The 25,872-nt window shown below is 67.0% G+C and carries 25 protein-coding genes; 7 read left to right on the top strand and 18 right to left on the bottom strand.

The annotated features are described in order from the left end of the window. Positions 1–3: 3 nt before the first annotated feature. The 4 genes from V5B60_RS21885 to V5B60_RS21870 form a co-directional block, all read right to left on the bottom strand. Positions 4–309 (bottom strand): STAS domain-containing protein, encoded by a 306-nt coding sequence (locus tag V5B60_RS21885; protein WP_332350269.1) that lies wholly within the window; start codon positions 307–309, stop codon positions 4–6. A 31-nt stretch (positions 310–340) separates the two neighbouring features. After that, the gene (locus V5B60_RS21880) at positions 341–1,690 is read right to left on the bottom strand and encodes a methyl-accepting chemotaxis protein (protein WP_332350266.1); all 1,350 of its coding nucleotides are present in this window, start codon (positions 1,688–1,690) and stop codon (positions 341–343) included. Positions 1,691–1,699: 9 nt separating this feature from the next. Beyond that, a complete protein-coding gene (locus tag V5B60_RS21875) occupies positions 1,700–2,068 on the bottom strand; it encodes a response regulator (protein ID WP_332350265.1) in 369 nt (122 codons plus the stop codon). 322 nt (positions 2,069–2,390) lie between these two features. Next, complete coding sequence (locus V5B60_RS21870) at positions 2,391–3,002, bottom strand: response regulator transcription factor (protein ID WP_332350263.1); 612 nt, start codon at positions 3,000–3,002, stop codon at positions 2,391–2,393. Between the two features lie 167 nt (positions 3,003–3,169). Here V5B60_RS21870 and V5B60_RS21865 point away from each other — a divergent pair, with 167 nt between their 5' ends. Then, on the top strand, positions 3,170–4,000 hold the full coding sequence (locus tag V5B60_RS21865; RefSeq protein WP_332350261.1) for an ATP-binding protein: 831 nt from the start codon (positions 3,170–3,172) through the stop codon (positions 3,998–4,000). 18 nt (positions 4,001–4,018) lie between these two features. Here V5B60_RS21865 and V5B60_RS21860 read toward each other — a convergent pair whose 3' ends face one another. Continuing rightward, positions 4,019–4,795, bottom strand: a complete 777-nt coding sequence (locus V5B60_RS21860) for a response regulator (protein ID WP_332350259.1) — start codon at positions 4,793–4,795, stop codon at positions 4,019–4,021. Between V5B60_RS21860 and ald the strand changes: the two genes are divergently transcribed. Then, the gene (gene ald, locus V5B60_RS21855; protein ID WP_332350257.1) at positions 4,767–5,888 is read left to right on the top strand and encodes an alanine dehydrogenase; all 1,122 of its coding nucleotides are present in this window, start codon (positions 4,767–4,769) and stop codon (positions 5,886–5,888) included. The two genes, V5B60_RS21860 and ald, sit on opposite strands and share 29 nt — an antisense overlap. Before the next feature lie 194 nt (positions 5,889–6,082). Here ald and V5B60_RS21850 read toward each other — a convergent pair whose 3' ends face one another. Next, positions 6,083–6,751 carry a PEP-CTERM sorting domain-containing protein gene (locus tag V5B60_RS21850; protein WP_332350255.1) on the bottom strand — a complete coding sequence of 223 codons (669 nt, stop codon included), beginning with the start codon at positions 6,749–6,751 and terminating at the stop codon, positions 6,083–6,085. A gap of 580 nt (positions 6,752–7,331) precedes the next feature. Between V5B60_RS21850 and V5B60_RS21845 the strand changes: the two genes are divergently transcribed. From V5B60_RS21845 to V5B60_RS21835, 3 genes are all read left to right on the top strand, one after another. After that, a complete protein-coding gene (locus V5B60_RS21845) occupies positions 7,332–7,520 on the top strand; it encodes a hypothetical protein (protein ID WP_332350254.1) in 189 nt (62 codons plus the stop codon). 263 nt (positions 7,521–7,783) lie between these two features. Next, positions 7,784–10,516, top strand: coding sequence for a chemotaxis protein CheB (locus V5B60_RS21840; protein WP_434735350.1), 2,733 nt, complete (start codon positions 7,784–7,786; stop codon positions 10,514–10,516). A 119-nt stretch (positions 10,517–10,635) separates the two neighbouring features. After that, the gene (locus V5B60_RS21835) at positions 10,636–12,324 is read left to right on the top strand and encodes a response regulator (protein WP_332350252.1); all 1,689 of its coding nucleotides are present in this window, start codon (positions 10,636–10,638) and stop codon (positions 12,322–12,324) included. Here V5B60_RS21835 and V5B60_RS22315 read toward each other — a convergent pair. Next, a complete protein-coding gene (locus V5B60_RS22315) occupies positions 12,245–12,658 on the bottom strand; it encodes a PAS domain-containing protein (protein ID WP_434735386.1) in 414 nt (137 codons plus the stop codon). The genes V5B60_RS21835 and V5B60_RS22315 overlap by 80 nt on opposite strands. 184 nt (positions 12,659–12,842) lie before the next feature. On the opposite strand from V5B60_RS22315, the gene V5B60_RS21830 reads away from it, so the two are divergent. Continuing rightward, positions 12,843–13,538, top strand: a complete 696-nt coding sequence (locus V5B60_RS21830) for a hypothetical protein (RefSeq protein ID WP_332350250.1) — start codon at positions 12,843–12,845, stop codon at positions 13,536–13,538. A gap of 156 nt (positions 13,539–13,694) precedes the next feature. Here the strand turns inward: V5B60_RS21830 and V5B60_RS21825 are convergent, their stop codons facing one another. The 3 genes from V5B60_RS21825 to V5B60_RS21815 form a co-directional block, all read right to left on the bottom strand. Next, positions 13,695–13,832: a hypothetical protein gene (locus V5B60_RS21825; protein ID WP_332350248.1), complete on the bottom strand. Its 138-nt coding sequence runs from the start codon at positions 13,830–13,832 to the stop codon at positions 13,695–13,697. Between the two features lie 251 nt (positions 13,833–14,083). Next, positions 14,084–14,371, bottom strand: coding sequence for a type II toxin-antitoxin system RelE/ParE family toxin (locus tag V5B60_RS21820; protein ID WP_332350246.1), 288 nt, complete (start codon positions 14,369–14,371; stop codon positions 14,084–14,086). Beyond that, positions 14,368–14,634 carry a type II toxin-antitoxin system ParD family antitoxin gene (locus tag V5B60_RS21815; RefSeq protein WP_332350244.1) on the bottom strand — a complete coding sequence of 89 codons (267 nt, stop codon included), beginning with the start codon at positions 14,632–14,634 and terminating at the stop codon, positions 14,368–14,370. The genes V5B60_RS21820 and V5B60_RS21815 overlap by 4 nt, the downstream gene beginning before the upstream one ends. A gap of 426 nt (positions 14,635–15,060) precedes the next feature. Here V5B60_RS21815 and V5B60_RS21810 point away from each other — a divergent pair, with 426 nt between their 5' ends. Beyond that, positions 15,061–15,444, top strand: a complete 384-nt coding sequence (locus V5B60_RS21810; protein WP_332350242.1) for a hypothetical protein — start codon at positions 15,061–15,063, stop codon at positions 15,442–15,444. 156 nt (positions 15,445–15,600) lie between these two features. On the opposite strand, the gene V5B60_RS21805 is transcribed toward V5B60_RS21810, so the two are convergent. The 8 genes from V5B60_RS21805 to V5B60_RS21770 all read right to left on the bottom strand — a co-directional run bounded on the left by V5B60_RS21805 (position 15,601) and on the right by V5B60_RS21770 (position 25,629). After that, positions 15,601–16,542, bottom strand: coding sequence for a DMT family transporter (locus tag V5B60_RS21805; protein WP_332350239.1), 942 nt, complete (start codon positions 16,540–16,542; stop codon positions 15,601–15,603). Further along, entirely contained in the window at positions 16,499–17,224 is a 726-nt protein-coding gene (locus V5B60_RS21800; protein ID WP_324602213.1) for an ABC transporter ATP-binding protein, read from the bottom strand. The genes V5B60_RS21805 and V5B60_RS21800 overlap by 44 nt, the downstream gene beginning before the upstream one ends. Further along, positions 17,224–18,063: an ABC transporter ATP-binding protein gene (locus tag V5B60_RS21795; protein WP_332350237.1), complete on the bottom strand. Its 840-nt coding sequence runs from the start codon at positions 18,061–18,063 to the stop codon at positions 17,224–17,226. The genes V5B60_RS21800 and V5B60_RS21795 overlap by 1 nt, the downstream gene beginning before the upstream one ends. Continuing rightward, complete coding sequence (livM, locus tag V5B60_RS21790; protein ID WP_332350235.1) at positions 18,060–19,364, bottom strand: high-affinity branched-chain amino acid ABC transporter permease LivM; 1,305 nt, start codon at positions 19,362–19,364, stop codon at positions 18,060–18,062. Before livM ends, V5B60_RS21795 begins: the two co-directional genes overlap by 4 nt. Next, on the bottom strand, positions 19,364–20,278 hold the full coding sequence (locus V5B60_RS21785; protein WP_287698637.1) for an ABC transporter permease subunit: 915 nt from the start codon (positions 20,276–20,278) through the stop codon (positions 19,364–19,366). The genes livM and V5B60_RS21785 overlap by 1 nt, the downstream gene beginning before the upstream one ends. 198 nt (positions 20,279–20,476) lie before the next feature. Continuing rightward, a complete protein-coding gene (gene putA / locus V5B60_RS21780; RefSeq protein ID WP_434735349.1) occupies positions 20,477–23,689 on the bottom strand; it encodes a bifunctional proline dehydrogenase/L-glutamate gamma-semialdehyde dehydrogenase PutA in 3,213 nt (1,070 codons plus the stop codon). A gap of 153 nt (positions 23,690–23,842) precedes the next feature. After that, the gene (locus V5B60_RS21775; RefSeq protein WP_332350229.1) at positions 23,843–24,940 is read right to left on the bottom strand and encodes a branched-chain amino acid ABC transporter substrate-binding protein; all 1,098 of its coding nucleotides are present in this window, start codon (positions 24,938–24,940) and stop codon (positions 23,843–23,845) included. After that, positions 24,937–25,629: a GntR family transcriptional regulator gene (locus V5B60_RS21770; protein WP_332350227.1), complete on the bottom strand. Its 693-nt coding sequence runs from the start codon at positions 25,627–25,629 to the stop codon at positions 24,937–24,939. The genes V5B60_RS21775 and V5B60_RS21770 overlap by 4 nt, the downstream gene beginning before the upstream one ends. Positions 25,630–25,872: the final 243 nt, after the last annotated feature.

The following is a 25,872-nucleotide window of genomic DNA, read 5'->3' as shown; positions in this document are numbered from 1 at the left end:
CGTTCAGGCGTTGGCGGGGATGACCATCGGGTCACCGAAGACGCCGACCAGGTTGCAGAAGTCGAGGATCTGCTGGACGCGGGGGCTGTGGCCGCTGATCGTCACTTGCTTGCCCTGCCGGACGCCTTCGCGCTTGAGCAGCAGCAGCAGTTGCAGGCCGGCGCTGTCCATCTCGCCGACTCCCGAGAGATCGAGTTCGAGGTTCGCGGTCGCCGCCAGTGCGGCGAGCAGTTGGTCCTTCTGCGCTTGCGCCTGGTAGATCGTCATGTCGTCGAGAAAGGCCAGTCGGCTGGCTGCGGCAGTGGTCACTGTTTTTCCTCGTAGTCTTGGATGCGGCGGCTCAGAAGAGCTCGACGTTGGACGGCTTCGTCACGGTGGCGGGTTTCGGGCTGGCCATGGCACCACGTGGCGCTGCCGGTTCGCGGGCCGGACGGCTGCGCGGTAGTGCCATCGCCTGCGTGTGGGCAGCGCGCTGTTGATCCATGACATAGCTGGAGTACTGTTGCTCGAGCTGCTTGCCGAGTGGCTCGACGGCGTCCTCGCGACGCACGTCTGCGCCGCGTTCGAGGACGCCGGCGAGGGCATCCGCGTGCGTGTCGAGACGTTCGATGCCGCCGATCACCTGTTCGACCTGTTGTCGCGTCACGTCCTGGAACTGCACGCTGGCGAGCGTGTCCATGAACATCGCGGCAAGCTTGCCGCTGCTCTCGGTGATCCGCGCCAGAATGCCTCGCTCGCGGGCGCTCAGGTTCTCATAGCTGGTGCCGAGCGAGGAGAGCTGCTGGGCGAAGCGTTCCAAGCTGTCCCGCTCCTCGGTGATATGTGAATGAGCGAGTTTGTCCTTGAACTGGCGTTCGATGATGCCGGCGACGGCGATGATCCCGTCGTTGATCTTCTTGACCGCGGTTTCGGTTTCCTGTGACAGCTTGCGCACCTCGTCGGCGACGACCGCGAAGCCGCGCCCGGCCTCACCGGCACGGGCAGCCTCGATCGCCGCATTCAGCGCCAGCAGGTTGGTCTGGCCGGCGATGTGCCGGATCAGGTCGACCAGAGTCTGCAGCGATTTGGCTTCGCGCACGGCTTCGGCGCTGCGCGCCTGGTCTTCGACCGCTTCCTCGATGCGCTGGGCGATGAAGGCTTCGAGCTTGTTGATCAGTTGGCGATTGCCGCCGATCTCCGCTTCCGACTCGTGCGCCATCGCCGCCGACTCTGCCGCGGCCTCGGCAACGAAGCTGTTGAGGTCGGTGACCACCTCGTCGATCGTCTGCAGCCGCGAGGTGACGTCGTAGGCAGCCTTCTCCGTCTGCTCGACGACGCTGCGCAACTGGCCGACGAGCACCTTGTTGAAGCGCGGAATTTCCCGCAGTTCGGGCATTGCGACGCGCTGACAGACCTTGTTCGCCGGGCAGCGCTGGCGTTCATCCTTGAGTCCCTCGGCGATCCCCATGCTGACATCGCTGTACAGCACGCGTGAGACGCTGCGTTGGACGGCGATGAAGATGAGCAGGCCCAGCAGGGTGATCAGGGTGTCGACGCGGCGGTCGTCGAGGTTGAAGGTGGTGCTGAGGAACTCATCATAGCTGTCGTGCGCCACGAAGACGACGAGGACGAGGACGAGGGCCGCCGCGACGCCAGTGATGAGCGTGCGCTGGCGGTACCGTCGATACGGATTGCTGGGAGCGTTGTCCATCGTCGGCGGCTAGCGGATGACCAGCTTGATGGTATTCAACAGATCGTCGGCGGTTGCCGGCTTGACGATCCACCCCGAGGCGCCTGCTGCTTTCGCTTCGAGCTTGCGGCTCTGCTGCGATTCGGTGGTCAGGAAGAGGATCGGCAGAAAGCGGTAGGCGGCGAGCGCGCGAACCTTCTTGATCAGCTCGATGCCGTTCATTCCGGGCATGTTGAGATCGGTGATCAACAGATCGACCTTGATGCCGGCGCTGAACTTCTGCAGCGCTTCCTCGGCGCTGGCCGACTTCTCGACGGCATAGCCGGCCTTGCCGAGGATGCTCGACACGCTGAGCAGGATGGTCGCCGAATCGTCGACGAGGAAGATTGTCTTGGCCACGTTGAGACCTCCATCGGTTGCGGCCAGCCGGCGCAGCGGGCCCTGTTCGATGAGGACGTAGCGTAGCGGCGCCGCGGTTGCGCCGCCATCCGGAAATTCACGGGAGGATCAGGGGAAATACGGAGAAGAGCGCGCTGGCGTCGCCACCGTGGGAGGCCAGAGGTGGGTCGCGGACTGGCGTCCTTTCGGCTAGACTACGTGCCCGTACCTGTCCGCTTCGAGGTCGGTCGATGTCAAACGGGGAACACCAGTGGGCGCTGCAGAAACCATGGCCGGCCGGTGCCAGCGGTGAGCGGGCGGCCGCTCGCCTGGCACCGGAAGCTCAACCCGGCTGTCGCTTTCCGATCGCCATCGCCACCAGTTGGGCTGCAGTGCTGGCGCCCGCCTTGGCCATGATGCTGGCGCGGTGGCTCTCGACCGTCCGTTCGCTGATGCCCAGCTCGGCGGCGATGACCTTGCTGCGCTTGCCGTCGATGACGCCGGCGAGCACCTCTTTCTCGCGCGTCGTCAGCGCATGTTGCCAGCCCGCGTTGTCAGCGGTCGCGGCCGCAGCTTCCGCGACCCGGCGGACGGCCTGGTTGACCCGCTCGATGAGTTGTTGCACGTTGAAGGGTTTTTCGATGACGTCGAAAGCGCCGAGGCGCATCGCGCGCACGGCAGTCGTCACGTCCGCGTGGCCGGTGAGGAAGATCACCGGCAGATTCGGTTCCCGTTCGCGCAGCCAGTCGTGGATCTCGGGTCCGGTGATTCGCGGCATGCGGATGTCGAGCAGGACGCAGGCTGCCTTCGCCGGTTGCCAGCGGCGCATGAAATCCTCTCCGGATGCATACTCCTCGGCGATCAGTCCAATGCTTCCCAGGACTTCGGTGAGGAAGCGGCGAATCTGCGCATCGTCATCGACGATGCAGACCGTTTGCCTGCCGGATGCAGTCACGATTCGAAGAAAGATGGCATGGCTGAATCCTACGGGGGCTTTTTGGTTGATTCTAGCGACTTTTCGCGGTTCAATCCACTGTCGGCCGACGGTTGCCACTGCCGATCGCTGCCGTCTCCGGATGTCGCTGTGGGGTGAGTTCATGCCGGCTGACGACGAGCCGACCCGTGGCGCCCGCGCCTGAGCCCGGGTCGCCGGCAGCCTCCAACTGCCGGCAGGCACGGCAGGCGGAGGCGCCGCGCGAGGTTGAGCGTCTGGTCGCGATGGGCGCGGTGGCCGCCGGTCTGGCGCACGACTTCAACAATCTGCTGCTTGCCATCCAGGGTTTCGCCGGGTTGGCAAAAGCGCTTCTGCGGGCCGGCGGGGACACGGAGCGTGTGCTGGCGTACGTGGACGAGATCGAAACGGCCGGTCGGCACGCGCAAGTCCTCGTGCGACAGGTGGCGGCGCTGGCGCGCGACGGGGCGCCACGGCTCGATGTGGTCGAATGTTCGGCAGTTGCCCGGGAGGTGGTCGCGGCATTTGCCAGCAGCGTGGCTGACACGGTGACGATCTCGGTGGCGATCGACGACGACCTGCCGCCGCTCGCCGTCGATCGCTCGCACCTGCAGCGGATGTGGGCCAACCTGTGCCGCAACGCCTGCCAGGCGATGGGCGATGACGGTACCGTGCTCCTTTCCGCTCGCCGATCCGGACGGGTCGAGGGGGAGCTATGCGCCGCGTGTCGCAGCCGCTTCAGCGGCGACTTCGTTCGCCTGGCGGTCAGCGATGATGGCCATGGCATTTCGCCTTCGATCCGCGACCGGGTCTTCGAACCCTTCTTCAGTGGCGACGGCCGCGGCACGGGGCTCGGTCTGGGTCTGACGGCGGTGGCAGCGCTGGTGCATCTCTACGGCGGCCATCTGCAGGTCGTCGATCGATCGGCGGGAGGGACGGAACTGGTGGCTTTCCTGCCCTCGTGCGACGAGAGCCGGGGTGCCACGGCGGACCAGCGCTGAGCTTGCCGTGGCGGATCGTCAGGCAGGGGGCGAAGAGCGCAACCAGCGCGTGACGGTATCGAGCAGTACACCCAGGGAGAACGGCTTGGCGACGAAATCGTTCATTCCAGCCTGTTGGCATGCATCGGCAACGTCGTCATCGCTACGGCCGCTGAGTGCGATGATGGGAACCGACGCGCAGTGCGGCAGCTGGCGAATGCGGCGAGTCGCCTCCATGCCGTCGATCGCCGGCAACTGCAGGTCCATCAGGATCAGCGCGTAGCGCTCGCTTGCGGCCAGGGTGACTGCCTCCTCACCGCTGCGCGCGCAATCGGCCTGCAGGTCGATGCTGGCAAGCATCGCGAGAATCAGGTTGCGGTTCGTCCGCTCGTCGTCGACGATCAGCAGGCGCATGGCTGTGCGTCCATGGTCCGCTGTTTCGCGGGTGGCGTGGGGCTCCAGCGGCGGCGTTTCGACCGGCGGTCTGCCGGAACCTGGTTGCAGCCAAAGGCTGAAGCAGCAGGTCGTGGCGTTGCCGGCGACTGCGTCAATGCCGACGTCGCCGCGCATACGTTCCAACTGCTCCCCGGTTTCAGTCGGCAGCCGCCACCCGCGCGTCACGCGGCACGGTGACAACGGTGGACCCCATCGCAACGCTTCCTGCAACAGGTTCGGCACGGCCGATGACGGCCGGCGGTTCACGCTGGAGCGGCAGAGAAAAATTCGTCGCGGCCGGCGAATTGGCATAACATGGTTGGCCCCATGAACCAGTTTCGAGGAGACAGGGATGCACATTGGCGTACCCAGGGAGATCAAGAACCACGAATATCGCGTCGGTCTGACGCCTTCATCGGTACGGGAGATGGTGGCACATGGCCATCGGGTGGCGGTCGAGGCCGGTGCCGGACGCGGCATCGGTGCCACCGACGAAGTCTATCAGAAAGCCGGAGCGGTGATAGCCGCTTCAGCGGAGGAGATCTTCGCGACCGCCGAGATGATCGTCAAGGTCAAGGAGCCGCAGGCGGGCGAGCGCGCCATGCTGCGCGAGGGGCAGATCCTCTACACGTACCTGCACCTGGCACCCGATCCCGAGCAGTGCGCCGACCTGGTGCAGAGCGGTGCCGTCTGCATCGCCTACGAGACGGTGACGCAGCCCGGCGGTGGTCTGCCGTTGCTGGCGCCGATGTCCGAGGTCGCTGGCCGGCTGTCGGTGCAGGCCGGCGCCTACTGCCTGGAGAAGGCGCATGGCGGCATGGGCGTCCTGCTCGGTGGCGTCGCCGGCGTGCCTTCGGCGCGGATCGTCATACTCGGCGGTGGCGTCGTCGGCTCGAACGCGGCACAGATCGCCGTCGGCAGCGGCGCGCAGGTGGTGGTCATCGACCGCAACATCGACGTCCTGCGGCGCATGGACCGGCTTCTCGGCGCACGCGTGATGACCGTCTTTTCCAATCGCGACAACGTCGAGCAGCATGTGCTGCGCGCCGACCTCGTCATCGGCGGCGTCCTCATCCCCGGCGCTGCCGCACCGAAGCTGATCAGCCGGCAGATGGTCGACGCGATGAAGCCGGGTTCGGTGATCGTCGACGTGGCGATCGACCAGGGCGGCTGCTGCGAGACGGCGAAGGCGACGACGCATGCCGCGCCGACCTACATGGTCGGCAACGTCGTGCATTACTGTGTTGCCAACATGCCGGGCGGCGTGCCGCGGACCTCGACCTACGCCCTGAACAACGCGACGCTGCCCTTCGCACTGCAGATCGCCGACAAGGGCTGGCGGCAGGCGCTGCAGGACGACGAGCATCTGCGCAACGGGCTGAACGTCGCTTTTGGCAAGGTCACCTGCCGTGAGGTCGCCGAAGATCTCGGTTACGCGTACCACGACGCGCGTTCGCTGATCGCGGCCGGCTGAGGAGGAAGGGCGGCAGCGGAGTGCTCGCCGCCACAAGCGACCGCGCGCCGCGAACCGGCGCGGGGTGAGCGGCAGCACTCCTTTGATCAGCCGGCCGGCCCCTTGGGGGGGCCGGCTTTCGATTTCTTTCCGGATCGGGCAGCCGGCCCCTTGAGGGCGCCGGCGTTGGACTATCTCGTGGAGAAGGAGAATCCTCAGACCGTCCGGCGCTTGCGCATGCCGCCGATGGCGGCCAGACCGAGACCGAGCAGGGCGAGCGACGCCGGTTCCGGCGCCGCCTGATCGTCGGCAAGGCCGACGACGCCGACGGTGAAGCCGTGCCAGTTCTCGGAGGTGTCGGTGAAGCTGATCGAGGTGTGCACACCCGGCAGGCGGATCACGCCGTGGACTTCACCGCTGCCGAAGAACCCGGTTCCCGCCGCGTTGAGGACCGGCGTCCCGTTGCCCCAGTAGCCGGCACCATAGCTCAGGATCTCGATCGGTACGCCGAAGTCAACCGTGTTGCCGTTCCAGCTCACGAGAGCGATCAGCGGATCCTGCACCGCCTGCGAGAAACTGATGGTCTTCCTGCCGCCGGCGTCCAGCGCGATGATGTCGGATGCCGGCGGTGCGTTGTCCACCACGGCCGAAATGTACGGCGCAGCGGGGTTCCAGAAGTTGGTTCCGCCGGAGGTCTGAACGAAGGTGTAGGCGCCGCTGTAGCTGACATTGACGGTGCTGGCGCCGACGCTGAGGGTGCCGACCGCGCCCGGCGCAGCCGTCGTCACAGTCGTCCAGTCGGTCCAGAAGGCCGGCGCGGCGAACGCGGCGGCCGAAGTCAGTGCCAGCAGCGAGCCGAGAAGAACATTGATTTTCTTGGTCATCTGAATTCTCCAGTCAGGTTGTCCGATATGCGAGGGCCAGCCCCAGTGTGCACCCTGCTCGCGTTCACCGGTGTCGGACGCGGCAGGCAGCTTGCCTCCTGATCTTGCAGGGGTGCTGCTCATGCCGGACATAAAGCAGAGTTCGTGCCAGGATTGCAGTGCCCTGTTATAAATGGAATTCATTCTCTGGCGGGGACTCGATTGTAAAAAAAATCGACGCTCGGCGGCCCGCTGGCGACGCTTCTTTCCTTCGCCCGATCAGGGTTGCCGGTGCTGGTCCTTGTGGCGATGGGCCGCTTCGTCAGGCGTCAGGAGGCTGTTCCGATGTCACGGGCGCAGTGCACGACTCGCGCGACGCGAACGACGCACCGACACGATGGAAGATGAGGTCGCGCCCGTGTGGCAGCAGTGGCACACGCCGTCACCGGTGCGTCGCCGACGCAGCGGCTGGGGCTTGTCGTGCCGTGGCGGCCGCCCTTGCCGGCTCCTTGAGGGATCGTCGACTGGCAACACGGGGCAAGTTTTCGCCCGGTCACGACTGCTTGCGCGGCCCCGCAGGGCGCGCAACCGGCAGCAACACTTGCCCACAGCGGCCGGCTGGTTCCTGGCCCGTGATCGGCGCCGCTTTCGGCCGTCGGCGGTTTCCCTGGTGGTGGTCAGCCATGCCGCGCTGGGGCTGCTGGCGCCGGTTCTGGGCCAGGAACGCGACGGGTGGATCGCCCTCGCCCGTCGCCCGGCGCTGGCACGCCTTGACGCTCAGGAAATCTGACCCCTTTGCGCTCACGAGAATGGATCCATTGTAGGCGCAGGTCGCGGTGCTGAGCGCGGCTGCAGACGAGGGTTGAAGCGGTTGAAGAAGCGGTGTTCGGCAAGCCGTGCGGTGGGTGTTCGGTCGTCTGTGGCATCGAGCCTTGTCTCTCACCACCACTCCCTCCACCCGGTCGATTTCCCCCCGCATTGGCGTAAAATGAGCCTTATCCCTCAGCTGGACATAGCCATGGCCAACCCCCCCCCCCGCAAGTGCGGCGCAGCGTGAAGCGCGCTGCCGAGGCCCCGGCAACCGCACCTGACACGCCCGCCGCGGCCATCTCGGCGAGCGACTTCCCCATCGTCGGCATCGGCGCCTCCGCCGGCGGGCTCGAAGCGCTCGAACAGTTTCTGAGCCATGTGCCGCCCGCCAGCGGCCTCGCCCATGTCGTCGTGCAGCACCTCGACCCAAACCACAAGGGCATCATGGTCGAACTGCTGCAACGCGCCACGACCCTGCCGGTGCGCCAGGTCACCGACCGCCTGACCGTCGAGCCGAATCACGTCTATGTCATCCCGCCGAACCGCGACCTGTCGATCCTGCACGGCGTCCTGCATCTGCTCGAACCCGAAGCGCCGCGCGGCCTGCGCCTGCCGATCGACTTCTTCCTGCGCGCGCTGGCCGCCGATCGGCAGGAGCGCGCCATCGGCGTCATCCTCTCCGGCATGGGCTCCGACGGCACGCTGGGTCTGCGCGCCATCAAGGAAAACGCCGGCGCGGTGTTCGTCCAGGACCCGGCCAGCGCCAAGTTCGACGGCATGCCCAGAAGCGCCATCGACGCCGGCCTGGCCGACGTCGTCGCCCCCGCAGAAGAACTGGCCGAGCGGATCGTCGCCTACCTAAACCATGTGCCGCTGCTCAGCCCGCCGGAGAGTGTCCCGTTGAGCGACAAGGAGCACAGCGGCCTGGAGAAAGTCGTGCTGATCCTGCGTGCGCAAACCGGCCACGATTTCTCCCTCTACAAGAAGAGCACGCTCTACCGCCGCATCGAACGGCGCATGGGCCTGCACCAATTGCCCAAGCTGGCCGACTACGTGCGCTACCTGCGCGAGAATTCGCAGGAAGCCGCGCTGCTGTTCAAGGAGTTGCTGATCGGCGTCACCAGCTTCTTCCGCGACCCGGAGTCCTGGGAACAACTCAAGAACGAGGCCATCCCGACGCTGTTGGCGGCGCACCCCAAGGGTGGCCTTCTGCGCGCCTGGACCACCGCCTGCTCCACCGGCGAAGAAGCCTATTCGCTGGCCATCGCCTTTCGCGAGGTGATCGATCAACTGCAACTGCGCGACCCGGGCGCGCCGCACTATGCGCTGCAGGTGTTTGCTACCGATCTCGACCCCGACGCCATCGACCGCGCCCGCATCGGCGCCTACCCGGCCAACATCGCTGCCGATGTTTCGGAGACCCGGTTGCGCCGCTTCTTCGTGCAGGAGGAACGCGGCTACCGGGTGAGCAAGGAAGTCCGCGAGATGGTCATCTTTGCGCCACAGAACCTGGTGATGGACCCGCCCTTTACCAAGCTCGACCTGCTCACCTGCCGCAACCTGCTGATCTATCTTGAGCCCGAGCTGCAAAAGAAGCTGTTCCCGCTGTTTCACTACAGCCTCAACCCCGGCGGCGTTCTGATGCTGGGCACCTCGGAGACGGTGGGCGCCGCCACCGACCTGTTTGCCGCGCTGCCCGGCAAGAGCCGGATCTACCGCCGTCAGGGCGCCGTGCGCGAGGCCGAATTGGTCGAATTCCCCACCGCCTTCGCCCAGAATCGTGTGCCCGCTACGAGCGCCGCAGGTGCGGCGTCGACCCGGGTTCTGGCACCGCAGCTGTCGGCTGCCAGCCTGCAGGCGCAAACCGAGGCGCTGTTGCTGTCGCGCTTTGCCCCGGCGGCGGTGCTTACCACGGCCCAGGGCGACATCGTCTTCATCAGCGGCAAGACCGGCAAATACCTCGAACCGGCCGCCGGCAAGATCAACAACAACCTCTTCGCCATGGCGCGCGAGGGCCTCGCCGGCGCGCTCAGCGCCGGATTTTCCCGCGCGGTGCGCGAGCACAGCGCGGTGACAGTGAAAGATATCCGCGTCGGCACCAACGGCGGCACCCAGAGCGTCGAAGTTACCGTGCAACCGCTCGCCGAACCGGCGGCACTGGCCGGCATGGTGCTGGTGGTGTTTGCCGATCTGCCCGCTGCCGACACACCGGCCATGGAGACCGGCAAGCGCGGCAACGGCACCACCTCGGCACGGGCCCGTGCCTACGAGGCGCAACTGGCGGTGCTGGCGCACGAACTGCAACAGGCCCACGAAGACCTGCAAACCACCCGCGAGGAAATGCAAAGCTCGCAGGAAGAGCTCAAGTCCACCAACGAGGAATTGCAAAGTACCAATGAAGAGCTGCAAAGCACCAACGAGGAACTGACCACCTCGAAGGAAGAAATGCAGTCGATGAACGAGGAACTGCAAACCGTCAATCACGAGCTGCAGGCCAAGCTGGACGAACTGTCGCGCGCCAGCGACGACATGAAGAACCTGCTCAACAGCACCAACATCGCCACCTTGTTCCTGGATGGCGAACTGCGCGTGCGCCGCTTCACCACCCAGGCTGCCCAGATCATCAAGCTGATTCCCGGCGATGCCGGGCGGCCGGTCACCGATCTCGCCACCGAGCTCGATTACCCTGGCTTGGCCGACGACACCCGCGAGGTGCTGCGCTCGCTGGTGTTTCAGGAAAGACAGGTGGCCAGCCGCGACGGGCACTGGTTCAACGTGCGCATCATGCCCTACCGCACCCAGGCCAACCATATCGACGGCGTCGTCATCACCTTCATCGACATCAGCGCCGTCAAGCAGTTGGAAGCGCAACTGCGCCAGGCCCAGGCCGAACTGGAGCGACGCTACGCCGATCAAACGATGGAACTCAAGCAGTCACAAGCGGATCTGAAAGAAGCCAAGGCGAGGAAATCATGAAGCCGCCCCCAATTGCCGTCCCGCCAGCGTCGGCTTTTGCCGACCCCGAGTTGCGCCGCCGCGCTGAAGCGGCGCTGCAGCGGCAGCCCGCGGCGGACAGCGCGCCGACGACGCAGGAGATGCAAAAGCTGCTGCACGAACTGCAGGTGCACCAGATCGAGCTGGATTTGCAAAACCAAGAGTTGCGCGCGGCACAGGCAGCGGTCGAAGCCGGCCTGGCGCGCTACACCGAACTCTACGACTTCGCCCCGGTGGGCTATCTCACGCTTGATCGCCAGGGCGTCATCAGCCAGCTCAATCTGGCCGCGGCCGCGCTGCTCGGCGCCGAGCGCGCAGCGCTGTGTGGCCGGCGCTTCGGTCTCTTCCTCGATGAAGGCGACCGCCGTGCCTTTGCCGACCTGCTCGGCCGGGTGTGGGCCAGCACCGTGCCGCAAGTCTGCGAAGTGCGCGTCGACGTTGCCGGACGAGCATCGCGCATAGTGGAGATTCACGCCACGCGCAGCGATGACGGGCTGAGCTGCCGGATGATGGAGATGGACATCACCGCGCGCAAGCTGGCTGATGAAGAATTGGACCGCCATCGCCATCACCTGCAGCAACTGGTCGAAGAAAAAACCGTCGAGCTTGAGCAGGCCAAAGTCACCGCCGAAACCGCCAACATCGCCAAGAGCGCCTTCCTGGCCAACATGAGCCATGAAATCCGCACGCCGATGAACGGCATCCTCGGCATGGCCAACATCCTGCGCCGCGAGGGCGTGACGCCGCAGCAGGCAAAACGCCTCGACACCATCGACGCCTCGGCCCGGCACCTGCTATCGGTCATCGACGACGTTCTCGACCTTTCCAAGATCGAGGCCGGCAAGCTCATTCTGGAGGAAGCCCCGGTCGCCATCGGCAGCCTGCTGGCCAATGTCGAGTCGATTCTTGCCGAGCGTGTCAAGGCCAAGGGGATCCACCTGCTGATCGAAAGCGGGCCCCTGCCGCATCAACTCCTGGGCGACCCGACGCGCTTGCAACAAGCCCTGCTCAACTACGCCACCAACGCCGTCAAGTTCACCGAAACGGGGACGGTAACCCTGCGTGCGATGATGCAGGAGGAAGCCGCCGCATCGGTCATGCTGCGCTTCGAGGTGCAGGATACCGGTATCGGCATCGCGCCCGAGGCCATGGCACGGCTGTTCAGTGCCTTCGAGCAGGCCGACAACTCGATGACCCGCAAGTACGGCGGCACCGGTCTCGGGCTGACGATCACCCGGCGCCTGGCCGAGTCGATGGGCGGAAAAGTCGGCGCTGACAGTACGCCAGGCGTCGGCAGCACCTTCTGGCTTACCGTGAAACTGAAAAAGTGCGGCGCAGCGGCCCTGGCACCGGCTGTGTCTGATGCCGAAGCCGAACTGATGCGGCGCTACGCCGGTCAGCGCGTCCTGGTGGTTGAAGACGAGCCGATCAACCGGGAAGTAGCCTTGATGCAGTTGGAGGCTGTCGGCCTGGTTGCGGACACCGCCGAGAATGGCGAAGAGGCCGTCGCCATGGCGCGGAAGACTCGCTACGCGGCCATCTTGATGGACATGCAGATGCCGCAACTGAACGGGGTGGAGGCAACGCGGCAGATCCGACAGCTGCCCGGCTATCAGGACATCCCGATCATCGCCATGACTGCCAATGCCTTTGCCGAAGACAAGGCGCAGTGCCTGGCTGCGGGCATGAACGACTTTCTGAGCAAACCCTTCATCCCCAAGGAATTGTTTGCGATCTTGCTGCAGGGGTTGAGTCGGCGGGAGGGTTGGCGGTCCCTGCCACCCGCCTGAGCTCGGAGATGTCCTGACAGAAGTCGATATCGCCGATGAAATCGCCAGCACAGTCAAAGCGCGGGGTGCCGGCATCCTCGATCCAAGGGTACTCACCGTTGCTGGCGCGCAGGCGATACGCGATCCGGAACGGCGGCTGGCGGTCGAAATGACTATCGTAGGTGCGCCGGCAGTGATCGGGCTCCAGCGGATGAAGGCCTGTGGCCCAGCCCGCGGCAAGCTGGCCTGCCGGCGACTGGCCGGTGAAACGCAGCCACGGATCGTTGAAGCAGGTGTCGCGGCAGTCCGTGCGGGAGGTCCAGATCAGCCCCGAACCACCGCAAGTTCTCGGCAAGTCACGACTGCTTGCGCGGCCCCGCAGGGCGCGCAACCGGCTGCACCACTTGCCGCGGTGGCGCGGGATCTCCTATCCTTTGAGCCAGTGACGTTCCACCCGACCCTCTGCGGCGTGAAGCGGCTCGACGGCGATGGCGACTGTGTATCCCGCGCGTCGCCGTAGCGGCCGCAACGAGTTCTCCATGCTCCCTCCACCCCCACCCGTCGTCCTGATCCTCGGCACGGACGCCGCGGGCAAGGATTACGTCGCAGAGTTCCTGATCAGCCGCTGGCGAGCGGCCGGCCATCGCGTCGAGAAGCGCGCCGGCGGATTCGTTGCGGCGGCCGCCGACGCGCGCTCCAGCAGCGAACGCAAGGGGAGCTGGGGTCGGTTTCAGGAGCGCGCGTTCCTCGGCCTGTTCCCGCTGCTGCGCCCGCTACTGCCCGCAGTGGCCGGCTGCTTCCTGCCCCCCGACCGGCGCCGCTTTCGGCCGTCGGCGGTTCCCCTGGTGGTGGTCAGCCATACCGCGCTGCGGCTGCTGGCGCTGGTTCTGGGCCAGGAACGCGACGAGTGGATCGCCCTCGGCCGTCGCCCGGCGCTGGCGCGTGCCCTGCGTGCGGTGGCGCCGCCCGGAACGATGGTCGTGGTGCTCGATGTCGCCCCGGAGACTCGCCGCCGGCGGATTGCCGCCCGGATTCAGTCGGGCACCGTCGATCCTTTCGACCACTACATGCTTGCCGACCCGGAACGTGCCGAGCGCATCGAGGGATGCCTGGTCGAGCTGGCGACCCACTACCTGAACGCGACCGTCATCGGGAACGATGACCTGGATGACGCCGCACTCGAAGGCGAACTCGCTCGCGCGCTCGGCGCGCCCGTTCCGTTCCTCACCCCTTGAAACGCGAGTGGCCGTCATCGCCGACGCGGCCTTGGTCTGCAGCTGCCGGCGCGGCGGCAGGTCGGGCCGGAGCGGCGTCAAAGCGGGCGAATGGCCGGCGATGTGGCACGCTTGGAGCCGCTGCCGCGAGAGAGTTGTACCGGCAGCAACCCGACCTCAGCGTCCTTCACCACGCGCCGCGAGGTAGATGCCGGCGCGCAGGAGGACGAAGCCGAGCGCCTGCATGCAGGCAAATGATTCGCCGAAGACGAGCCAGGCGAGGAGGGTCGGGTCGGTTTGGCTGCCGGGTCTCATCTTTCTGGCGGGTTTGGCAACTGGTGCGGGCAGCTTGCCCTTTGATCTTGCAGGCGTGCTGCTCATGTCGGGCATAGAGCAGATTTCGTGCCAGAATTGCGACGCTCTGCCATAAATGGAATTCATGCGGTGGTGGGGACTGGACTGTAAAGCAATCCAACGCTCGGCCGCCCGCTGACGACACTCTTTTCCTTCGCCCGATCAGGGTTCCCCGTCTTGGTCCTGATGGCAATGGGCCGCTTCGTCAACCGTCAAAAGGCTGTCCCGATGTCACGGGCGCTGTGCAGGACTCGCGCGATGCGAACGACGTCGCCATCGACCCGATAGAAGATGAGGTAGCGCCCGTGTGGCAGCAGTCGCAAGCCGTTGCCCAGCTCGGGACGTGCCGCACCGACGCCAGGCTGTGTGGCGAGCCTGGCGCAGTCGGCTGCAAGCTCGTCCACGAAGGATCTCGCGCGAGCCGGATTGTCCCGCGCAATGAAAGCCGCGATCTCAAGCAGGTCGAGCCGACTTTCCGGTGAGAACTCGATACGCATCATTCCGCTGCGCCGCCGGCAACCTCGTCAATCCGCCGCCGCAGGTCGTCGAACATCTGTTCGGCGGGAATGCCCGGTCCACCGTCGATACCACGCTGTAGTTCAGCTCGCAGCGCCTCGAGTTTCAGCGCGCGCAGCTTCTCCTGGTCTTCGAGCAGCCGCAGTCCTTCGCGGACGACTTCGCTGGCATTGTTGTACCGCCCCGAAGATAGCTGCGCCTTGATGAACTCTTCGAAGTGGAAACCGAGCGCGACACTGGTTGGCATGGCAGACCTCCAAACAACAGGTAACAACAAGTATTTTCATCCTCTCGCCGAACGGCTGTCAATGCGCAGAGGGCCCCGTCACCGGTGCGTCGCCGACCCAGCCGCGGCGGGTTGTCCTGCTGTGGTGGCCGCCCTTGCCGCCTCCTTGAGGGATCGCCGACCAGTAACACGGGGCACGTTTTCGCCCAGTTACGAATCCGCCGCTGGCGAGCGGCCGGCCATCGCGTCGAGAAGCGCGCCGGCGGATTCGTTGCGCCGGCCGCCGACGCGCGCTCCAGCAGCGAACGCAAGGGGAGCTGGGGTCGGTTTCAGGAGCGCGCGTTCCTTGGCCTGTTCCCGCTGCTGCGCCCGCTACTGCCCGCAGTGGCCGGCTGCTTCCTGGCCCGCGACCGGCGCCGCTTTCGGCCGTAGGCGGTTCCCCTGTTGGTGGTCAGCCATACCGCGCTGCGGCTGCTGGCGCTGGTTCTGGGCCAGGAACGGGACGGGTGGATCGCCCTCGGCCGTCGCCCGGCGCTGGCACGGGCCCTGCGTGCGGTGGCGCCGCCCGGAACGATGGTCGTGGTGCTCGATGTCGCTCCGGAGACTCGCCGCCGGCGGATTGCCGCCCGGATTCAGTCGGGCACCGTCGATCCTTTCGACCACTACATGCTTGCCGACCCGGAACGTGCCGAGCGCATCGAAGGATGCCTGGTCGAGCTGGCGACCCACTACCTGAACGCGACCGTCATCGGGAACGATGACCTGGATGACGCCGCACTCGAAGGCGAACTCGCTCGCGCGCTCGGCGCGGTTCCGTTCCTCCCCGGTTGACAGGCGAGTGGCAACCATTGCCGACGAAGCCCCGGTCTGCAGCTGCCGGCGCGGCGGCAGATCGGGCCGGAACGGCGTCGAAGCGGGCGAATGGCCAGCGAGGTGGCACGCTTGCAGCCGCTGCCGCGAGAGAGTTGTACCGGCAGCAGCCCGCCCTCAGTGCCCTTCGCCGCGCGCCGCGAGGTAGATGCCGGCGAGCAGGAGGACGAAGCCGACCGCCTGCAGCGGGGCGAACGCTTCACCGAAGAACAGCCAGGCGAGGAGTGCGCTGCCGACTGGCTCGCCGAGCGTGACGACGGCGATGAAGGTCGGCGAGACGTGCTTCAGCGACCAGTTGTACGAGCTGTGGCCGAGCAGTTGCGGGCCGACCGCCATGCCGAGGGCGACGAGCCAGGCGGCGCTGCCGTAACCGCTGAGCGGGGTGCCGCTGCCCAGGCAGGCGACGAAGAGAAAGCAGGCGGCGCTGCCGTAGGCGAGCCAGACGTAGGCCGGCAGTGGCAGGCTGGCGCGCAGCCGGCGGCCGAGCAGCAGGTAGGCGGAGAAGCACCAGCTGCCAGCGACGGCGAGGAAGTTGCCGAGCAGCGGGTTGCTGCCGGCGGCGCTGTGGCGGCTGTCGCTCCAGAAGATCAGCAGGCTGCCGCTGAGCGAGATGGCGATGCCGACGCTCATCAGCCGGCTCGGCCGCTCGCCGAAGAGCAGGAACGAAGCGATGCCGATCCACAACAGGTTGGTCGTCACCAGCGCCGTGCTGCTCGCCACCGAGGTGTACTCGAGCGAGCTGATCCAGGTGGCGAAGTGCAGCGCGAGGAAGAAGCCGGCACCGGCCGTGAGCAGGGCCTGCCGCGCGCTCAGCGTGCGCAGCGGGCGGGCCGACTGCCAGAGCGCGAGCGGCGTGATGATGAGTGCCGCGAGACCCAGGCGCAGCGTCGCGATGGCCAGCGACGGCAGCCCCTCGGCCTGCGCGAAGCGCGCCAGGATGGCACCGAAGGAGATCGCCAGCAGGCCGACGGCGAGAACCAGGAACGGCAGCCAGCGGGGCGGCGCGCCCGCCTGCTCAGGTGGCTCGGGCGGCATGGCCTCCTTCGAGATAGGCGGCATGCACCTCCGGATTCTCGAGCAGTTCGCGACCCGTCCCGGTGAGGATGATCTGCCCGTGCTGCAGGACGTAGCCGCGGTGCGCGACGCGCAGCGCGTGATGGGCGTTCTGTTCGACGAGGAGGATCGTCATCCCGTGCTCGCGATTGAGTTCGCGGACGATCTGGAAGATCTTCTTGATGTACAGCGGCGCCAGGCCGAGCGAGGGCTCGTCGAGCAGCAGCAGCTGCGGCCGGCTCATCAGTGCGCGGGCGATCGCCAGCATCTGCTGCTCGCCGCCGGAAAGGGTGCCGGCGCGCTGCTGGCTGCGTTCCTCGAGGATCGGAAAGAGGGCGTACATGCGCTTCAGGTCGACGGCAAAGTTCGCTTCCTCGCCGAGTACGGCGCCCATCTGCAGGTTCTCCAGCACCGTCATGCGCGCGAAGATGCGTCGCCCTTCGGGCACCAGCGCGATGCCGCGGCGGGCGATGTCGTGCGTCGCGAGGCGGGTGATGTCCTCGCCGTCGAAGACGATGCGCCCGCCGGAGGCGCGCGGCTGGCCGAAGATGCTCATCATCAGCGTCGACTTGCCGGCGCCGTTGGCGCCGATCAGCGTCACCACCTCGCCGACCTGCACCGACAGGTCGACCCCGTGCAGCGCATGGATGGCGCCATAGTGGGCGTGTACGCCCGCCAGTTCGAGCATCATGGGCGGACCTCCGCGGCGAGTTCCTCGTCGGCGTCTTCCTCACCGAGGTAGGCCTTGATCACGTTCGGGTCGCGCTGCACTTCCGCCGGCGTTCCCTCGGCGATCTTGCGGCCGTAGTTGAGGACGCAGATATGGTCGGAGACATTCATGACGACGCTCATGTCGTGCTCGATGAGCAGGATGGCGATGCCTTCGTCGGTTGCCAGGTGTTTCAGCAGGACGTTGAGTTCCGCCGACTCGCGCGGATTGAGGCCGGCGGCCGGCTCGTCGAGGCAGAGCAGCAGCGGGTCGACGCAGAGCGCGCGGGCGATCTCGATGCGTCGCTGCATGCCGTAGGGCAGGGCGCCGGCAGGCGAGTCGGCCTTGTCGATGAGCTGCAGCCGCGTCAGCCAGCCGACCGCCTTGTCGATTGCCGCCCGTTCGGCGCGCCGGTAGCCGGGCAGGCCGAGGAGGCCGGCGAGCGAGAAGCGCGAGGCTCCCTGCAGCATGTTGTGCTGGGCGACGATCAGGTTCTCGAGCACCGTCATCTGCGGAAAGAGGCGGATGTTCTGGAAGGTGCGCACGACCTGCGCCTTGCGCGCCACCTCGTGGCTGGCCAGTTGCTCGAGGCGCATGCTGCCGCGTTGCGGATGGTTGAGGCGGACGCTGCCGGTCGTCGGCTTGTAGAAACCGGTGAGGCAGTTGAAGAAGGTCGTCTTGCCGGCGCCGTTGGGGCCGATGACGCCGGTGATCCGGCGCGCACCGACATCAAGCGACAGGTCGTCGATCGCGAGCAGGCCGCCGAAGCGCATCGTCAGCCGGTCGACGCGGAGCAGCGGAGTGGTCGCCGGCGTCATCGTCCGCCTCCTCGCGCGAGATGGCGCAGCGTCGGTTCGCGGTGCGCGAGGATGCCGCCGGGTTTCCAGATCATGATCAGGATCATCGCCGCGCCGAAGAGCAGCATGCGGTACTCGGCGAAGTCGCGCCCGAGTTCGGGCAGCAGCACCAGCACCAGCGAGGCGAGGACGACGCCGAGCTGGCTGCCCATGCCGCCAAGGACGACGATGGCGAGGATGATCGCCGATTCGTTGAAGGTGAAGGACTCCGGCGAGATGAAGCCCTGGCGGGCGGCGAAGAAGACGCCGGCGAAGCCGCCGAGCATGGCGCCGATGGCGAAGGCCGAGAGCTTGACGTTGCGTGCGTTGATGCCCATCGCCTTGCAGGCGATCTCGTCCTCGCGCATCGCTTCCCAGGCGCGGCCGGCCGGCAATCGGCGCATGCGCGAGACGAAGAGGTTGGTGAGCAGCGCGAGACCGAGGATCAGGTAGTAGAGGAAGATGAGGCGCTGGTTCGGCGAGTACTCGAGGCCGAAGAACGAGGCGAAGGTCGGCGCGTCGCCGGGCGGCTTGAACGGCAGGCCGAAGAACGAGGGCCGCGGAATCGAGGTGATGCCGTTCGGGCCGCCGGACATCTCGGTCCAGTTGACGAGGATGACGCGGATGATCTCGCCGAAGCCGAGGGTGACGATCGCCAGGTAATCGCCGCGCAGCCGCAGCGTCGGCCAGCCGAGGAGGATGCCGAAGGTCGCCGCCATCGCGCCGGCGACCGGCAGCGACTGCCAGAAGCCCCAGCCGAGCTGCGTCGACAGCAGGCCGTAGGTATAGGCGCCGACGGCGTAGAAGGCGACATAGCCGAGGTCGAGCAGGCCGGCGAGACCGACGACGACGTTGAGGCCCCAGCCGAGCATGACGTAGATCAGCACCGTCGTCGCCGTGTCGACGACATAGCGGTTGTCGGCGAAGGCGATCGGCAGCAGCAGCGCGACCGCAAGCGCCAGCCAGCCGATCCAGTTGAGCAGCGCGCCGCCCGCCGCCGGGCGTGCACCGACGGTCGCTTCGGCTGCCGTCTCGCGCGCCAGCCGGCGCGCGCGCAGCAGGTCGAGGCCGTAGCGCAGCAGAAGGCGGCCGGCAAAACAGACGGCGACGAAGGCGAACAGCGTCGGCCAGCGGGTGGCGACGCGCAGCACGCCGCCCTGGTCGACAGTGGTCAGGCCGATCATCGGGATGCCCAGGAGCAGCGCGATGAGGGCGGTGGTGGCGGCGTCGCGCAGCCGTTCGGCCGGCGAAGTCGGCTGGCGGGCAATGACGAGCGTGTTCATCAGACCTTCTCCACTTCGGGCCGGCCGAGCAGGCCGGAGGGGCGGAACATGAGCACCAGGATGAGGATGCTGAAGGTCGCCACGTCCTTGTATTCGGCCGACAGGTAGGCGGCCCAGAAGGCCTCGATGAGGCCGATCAGCAGTCCGCCGAGCATCGCGCCGGGCAGCGAGCCGATGCCACCGAGGACGGCGGCGGTGAAGGCCTTGATTCCGGCGACGAAGCCGATGAAGAAATCGACGACGCCGTAATACACCGTCACCATGACGCCGGCGACGGCGGCCAGCGCCGCGCCGAGCATGAAGGTGAGCGAGATCGTGCGGTCGACGTTGATCCCGAGCAGCGCGGTCATCGTCCGGTCCTGCTCGCACGAGCGCTGCTGGCGGCCGAACGAGGTGCTGCCGATCAGCCAGGTGAAGGCGGCCATCAGCGCGATGGTGACGATGACGATGAGGATCTGCGAATAGGCGAGGCGGACGGTGAAGCCGTCGATGGTCAGCAGGTCGATGCCGCCGACGAGGACCGGCGCGATCGGCTTGACGCGCGCGCCCTGCGTCAGTTGCACCATGTTCTGCAGGAAGATCGACATGCCGATCGCCGAGATCAATGGCGCCAGCCGCGTCGAGCCGCGCAGCGGGCGGTAGGCGATGCGCTCGACGGTCCACCCGTAGACCGAGGTGAACAGGACGGCGACGAGCAGCACGAGCAGCAGCGAGAGCGGGATCGAGCTGATGCCGAAGCCGGCGAGCAGCGTGAACACGGTCACTGCGATGAAGGCGCTGACCATGTAGATGTCGCCGTGCGCGAAGTTGATCATGCCGATGATGCCGTAGACCATCGTGTAGCCGATGGCGATCAGGCCATAGACGGCGCCGAGGGTGAGGCCATTGATCAGTTGTTGCAAGGCCAGAGCCATGAGCTTCCTCCTCCTCGTTGCAGGCGCTCGCGCGCCGCTGGTTGTCGTGGCTGCCGGTGGTGGAGCTGCCGCACCATCGTCGGGGGCATCTCGCCGCCGTTCAGGGGCAGCGAACCGCGGCCATCCGGTGTCCGGCGTCGCTATCCGCCAGCGCGCGACAAAGCCGGAGCGGTTCGCCCGCAAGGGCAGCGGCGGTGTTCACCCGTCACCCTCGTCGAGCGCCATCAGCCCGGCGTTGCCGCCGGCGGCGGTGGTATCGACGCTCAGCGTGCGCTCGCAGGCGAAGCGGTAGAGGTAGTGCGGGCCGCCGGCCTTCGGGCCGGTCCCCGACAGGCCCTCGCCGCCGAAGGGTTGCACGCCGACGACGGCGCCGATGATGTTGCGGTTGACGTAGGTGTTGCCGACGTGCAGGCGGCTGGTGATGCGCTGGATGGTCTCGTCGATGCGGCTGTGGATGCCCAGGGTCAGACCGTAGCCAGTGGCGGCGATGGCGGCGCAGACGGCGTCGAGATCGTCGGCACGCCAGCGGATGACGTGCAGGATCGGCCCGAAGACTTCGCGCTCGAGGCGGCCCAGATTGTCGATCTCGTAGGCGCGCGGGGCGAAGAAGCTGCCGTGCCGCGTCGCCTCCTCGTCGATGGCGCAGGTGTGGATCGGCAGCGCGAAGCTGTCGAGCCAGCGGGCATGCGCCTGCAGCACCTGTCGCGCCGCTTCGTCGATCACCGGACCGACGTCGGTTTCGAGTTCGGCCGGGTTGCCGATCCGCAGTTCCTGCATGGCGCCGGCGAGCAGCTCGCAGACCCGGTCGGCGATATCGGCCTGGATGAACAGCACGCGCAGCGCCGAGCAGCGCTGGCCGGCGGAGTTGAACGCCGAGGCGACGACGTCGCGCACGACCTGCTCCGGCAGCGCCGAGGAATCGGCGATCAGCGCGTTCTGGCCGCCGGTCTCGGCGATCAGCGGCAGCAGTGGCCCCTCCTTGGCGGCGAGCGTGCGGGCGATCAACCGCGCCACCTCGGTCGAGCCGGTGAAGGCGACGCCGGCGCACTCGCGGCCGCCGACCAGCGCCGCGCCGATGCGCCCGTCACCGGGCAGGAAAGCGAGCGCCGCCGCCGGGATGCCGGCACTGTGCAGCAGTTCGACCGCCAGTGCCGCGACCAGCGGCGTCTGCTCCGCCGGCTTGGCGACGACGCAGTTGCCGGCGGCGAGCGCTGCCGCGACCTGGCCGACGAAGATGGCGAGCGGGAAATTCCACGGGCTGATGCAGACGAAGACGCCGCGGCCGTGCAGCGACAGGCTGTTGCGTTCACCGGTCGGGCCCGGCAGCAGGATGGGAGCGGAGAACTTTTCCTTCGCCTGCGCGGCGTAATAGCGGCAGAAGTCGATCGCCTCGCGCACCTCGGAGACGGCGTCGGCCTGCGTGCGGCCGCCTTCGCGGACGAGCAGCGCGACGAGTTCGGGCAGGCGTCCCTGCATCAGGTCGGCGGCGCGCATCAGTGCCGCCGCGCGTTCGCTGGCCGGCGTCGCTTCCCAGGCCGGGAAGGCCTGCTGCGCCGTGGCCAGCGCCTGGCTGGCGTCGTCTACGCTTGCCTCGATCACCAGGCCGACGATGTCGCGCTGATCGGCCGGTGAACGCACCGCTCGGCTGGTGCCGGCACGCGCGCGGCCGCCGATCAGCGGCGCCGCCACATAGCTGACGCGCGTGCTGTGTTCGATCGCGTGCCGCAGGTCTTCGAGGGTCGTCTTGTCGTTCATGTCCAGTCCTTCGCTGTTGGCGCGCTCGGCACCAAAGAGGTCGCGCGGCAGGGGAATCCGTGTCTGGCGCTTGTCGGTAAGGGCGGCGGCCTTGTCGACCGGGTCGGCGATCAGCGTATCGATCGGCAGATCGGCATCGGCGATGCGATTGACGAAAGACGAGTTGGCGCCGTTCTCGAGCAGGCGGCGAACGAGGTACGCCAGCAGGTCCTCATGACTGCCGACCGGCGCGTAGACGCGGCAGGCGCGCCCCCATTTGTCGTCGCCGACGATCTGGTCGTAGAGCTCCTCGCCCATGCCGTGCAGGCGCTGGTACTCCCACTCGTCGCTGCCGCCGGCGCTGATCGCCAGTTCGGCGACGGCCGCCAGGGTGTGCGCGTTGTGCGTCGCGAACGCCGGGTAAAAGGCCTGCGGATCGGCAAACAGCCGCCGCGCACAGGCGAGGTAGGAGAGGTCGCTCGACACCTTGCGCGTGAACACCGGGTAGTCGCTCAACCCGCGTTCCTGCGCCAGCTTGATCTCGGCGTCCCAGTAGGCGCCCTTGCACAGGCGGACCATCAGCCGCCGGCTGCCGCGGTGGGCGAGGTCGGCGAGCCAGTCGAGCACGGGCATGGCGCGCTTCTGGTAGGCCTGGACGGCGAGCCCGAGGCCGTTCCAGCCGGCGAGTTCGGAGTCCAGCGCCAGCGCCTCGATGAGGTCGAGCGAGAGTTCGAGTCGATCGGCTTCCTCGGCGTCGATCGTGAAGCCGATGTTGCGCACCTTGGCGCGCACGGCGAGTTCCTTGACCGCCGGCAGCAACTCGTGCCGCACTCGCTGCTCGTTGGCGACCTCGTACCGTGGGTGCAGTGCCGACAGCTTGATGGAGATCGACGGCGCCTCGAAGGCCGGCCGGCCGGCCGCGGCGTCGCCGATGGCGGCGATCGCGTCGCTGTAGGATTCAAAGTAGCGCAGCGCGTCGGCGCTGCTGCGCGCCGCTTCGCCGAGCATGTCGTAGGAATGGCGGTAGCCGGCCTTCTCGGCAGCGCGCGCCCGTTCGATCGCCTCGTGGATGTTGCGCCCCATGACGAACTGGCGGCCAAGGATGCGCATGGCGGTGATCACGGCCTGCCGGATCACCGGTTCGCCGGCGCGCGCGACCAGTCGCTTCAGCGTGCCGCCGAGATTGCGGTCCTGGTTGTCGAGATTGACGATGCGGCCGGTGAGCATCAACGCCCAGGTGCCGGCATTGACGAAGGTGCTGTGCGAGGCGCCGAGCCGTCTCTCCCATTCGGTGCTGCCGATCTTGTCGCGGATCAGGCGATCGACGGTTGCCGCGTCGGGAATCCGCAGCAACGCCTCGGCGAGACACATGAGGACGACGCCCTCGCGCGACGAGAGGTCGTAGGTGGCGAGGAAGGCGTCGATGCCGCCGGTCTTGAGGCGGCTGTCGCGCACCGTCTGTACCAAGGGTGCTGCCCGTGCGTGGATTCCCTGCTGCTCGGAGCCGCTGCAGCGGGCGAGCGCGACGAGTTCATCGACGACCCGTGCTTCGTCGATGCGGTGGTATTCGCGCAGCCGCTGGCGCAGGAGTTGGGTACGGGCTGGGGTGTGGGCTTCGCTCATGCTGCTGTCCAGTCGAGTTGCCGACGCCAGCGGGCGTCGCGCGGGATCGGCCATGGTGCCGCGGGCTGCCGGTGGTCGCCGTCGCCTGCCCGCCCGCAGCCCGCGCCCGCCGGCCTTGTTGCGACGAGGCTGGCGCAGCCGAGCGGCGATACACGCGCCGCCGTGCGATGCCCGTCCAGGCGCGACACACGGCGGTGGTCCACTGCCTTACTTCTTGACGTAGTCGTACTGGCCACCTTTCCACTGGTAGACCATGAAGCCCGGCAGCTTGTTGTCGCCCTTGCCGTCGAAGCTGAGCTTGCCGATGACGGTGTCGAAACTGCCTTCACGCAGCGCCTTCTCCATGTCGGCGTATTTGGTGCTCTTGGCCTTGGTGGCCGCTTCGGCGAACAGCTGCATGGCGGCGTAGGCGTACATGACGTAGCCCTCGGGTTCGACCTTCGCGTCGCGGAACTTCTTCACCACGCCGGCGGCGGCGGGGTTCTTGCGCGGATCGGGCGCGAAGGTGAAGAGGACGTTGTCCGCGGTCGGGCCGGCAGCGGTCACGAGTTCCGAGTTGGTCATCGTGTCGCCGCCCATGACCGTCAACTTCAGCCCAGCCTGCTGCGCCTGCCGCAGGATCAGCGCCACTTCCGTGTGGTAGCCACCGAATGCCATGACGCTGACACCGGCCGCCTTGAGCTTGCTGACCAGGCCGGAGTAGTCCTTCTCGCCGGCGGTGATCGACTCGCGCAATGCCGGCTTGACGCCCTTGGCTTCCATCGCCTTGGCGATCTCGTCGGCGAGGCCCTTGCCGTAGGCGCTCTTGTCGTCGACGACGGCGATCTTCTGGCCCTTGAAGTTCTCGGCGAGGAAGGTGCCGGCCACCAGTCCCTGCTGGTCATCGCGGCCCATGATGCGGAAGATGTTCTTCAGTCCGCGCTCGGTCACCTGCGGATTGGTCGATACGGTCGCCATCGGGATCTGCGCCTCGTTGTAGACGTCGGAAGCGGGGATCGTCGAGCTCGAACACCAGTGGCCATGCATGAAGCTGATCTTCTTGTTGACCATCGTGTTGGCCACCGAGACCGCCTGTTTCGGGTCGCAGGCATCGTCGCCAACCTCGAGTTTCAGTTTCTGCCCGAGGACGCCGCCCTTGGCGTTGATGTCGGCAATCGCCATTTCCGCACCCTTGCGGATCTGGTCGCCGGCCGATGCGTACTGGCCGGTCATCGGGCCGGCGATGGCGACGACGATGTCGGCGTAGACGCTTCCGGCGGCGAGCGAAAGCAGCCCGAAGCTGGCTGCGAGGATTTGCTTCTTCATCTGTGTCCTCCTTGGTTGCGGTGGTCGTTGAGATAGGTGACGAGTGAAACACCCGCATCGAGCACATGTGCCCGAGTGAGTTCTGCCGCCGCGTCGGCGTCCCGGCGGACAAACGCGTCGAGGATCCCGGCGTGTTCCTGCCCGGCCTTCGGCATTTCGCTGGTGACCGACAGCAGGGCGCGCACGTAGCGCTCGACCCGGTTGTACAGCGAGCGGATCTCGCCGAGCAGGATCGGGCGTGCGGCGGCCGCGTAGAGCGTCGAGTGGAACAGCCAGTTGAGCTCGCCCCAGCGGCGGCTGTCGTTGGTGCGCGAAAATTCGTCGAGATGCTGCCGCGCCTCGTCGATCGTCGGCTCGCTGATCAGTGGCGCCGCCAGTCGTGCCGCGCGGGCTTCGAGCAGCGCACGGATCTCCATGTATTCGCTGATCTCGGCAGCCGAGAGCGAGGCCACGACGACGCCGCGGTTGCGCTGGAAAGTGACCAGACCCTTGGCCTCGAGGTGTTTCAGCGCCTCGCGAACGGGAATCTTGCTGACGTGGAAGTGGGTGGCGATCTCGTCCTGTCGCAGCAGTTCGCCGGCCGGCAGCAGGCCATCGACGATCGCCTTCTTCAGCGTCTGCGCGACATGATCCGACGCGCTCAGACGAGGCACTTTCTGCGCAGCGACGAGGTCAAGGGCTGAAGACATGGGCAAGGGTCAGGGTCCCGAATATCGTATACGATATAAACTGCAGGGCGCGACCATACAGGTTCATTTCAGGTCTGGCAAGCTGCGCTGCAACATTTTCTGCCCTTGGTCGCAGTGCCCGCATGTGGCGCGACTTGCTGCACACGAGGGCTTCAAGGCCGGCCGCAGGTACATCGGCACCCTGGCAACGCGGATGGGCATCGAGGCCCTGTATCGGGAGGTCGACGCCGATTGAAAACCGAC

The organism is Accumulibacter sp. (assembly GCF_036625195.1).
Taxonomy (GTDB): Bacteria; Pseudomonadota; Gammaproteobacteria; order Burkholderiales; family Rhodocyclaceae; genus Accumulibacter.
The sequence above is the reverse complement of the archived record's forward strand: the minus strand, read 5'-3'. Positions and strand labels throughout refer to the sequence as shown.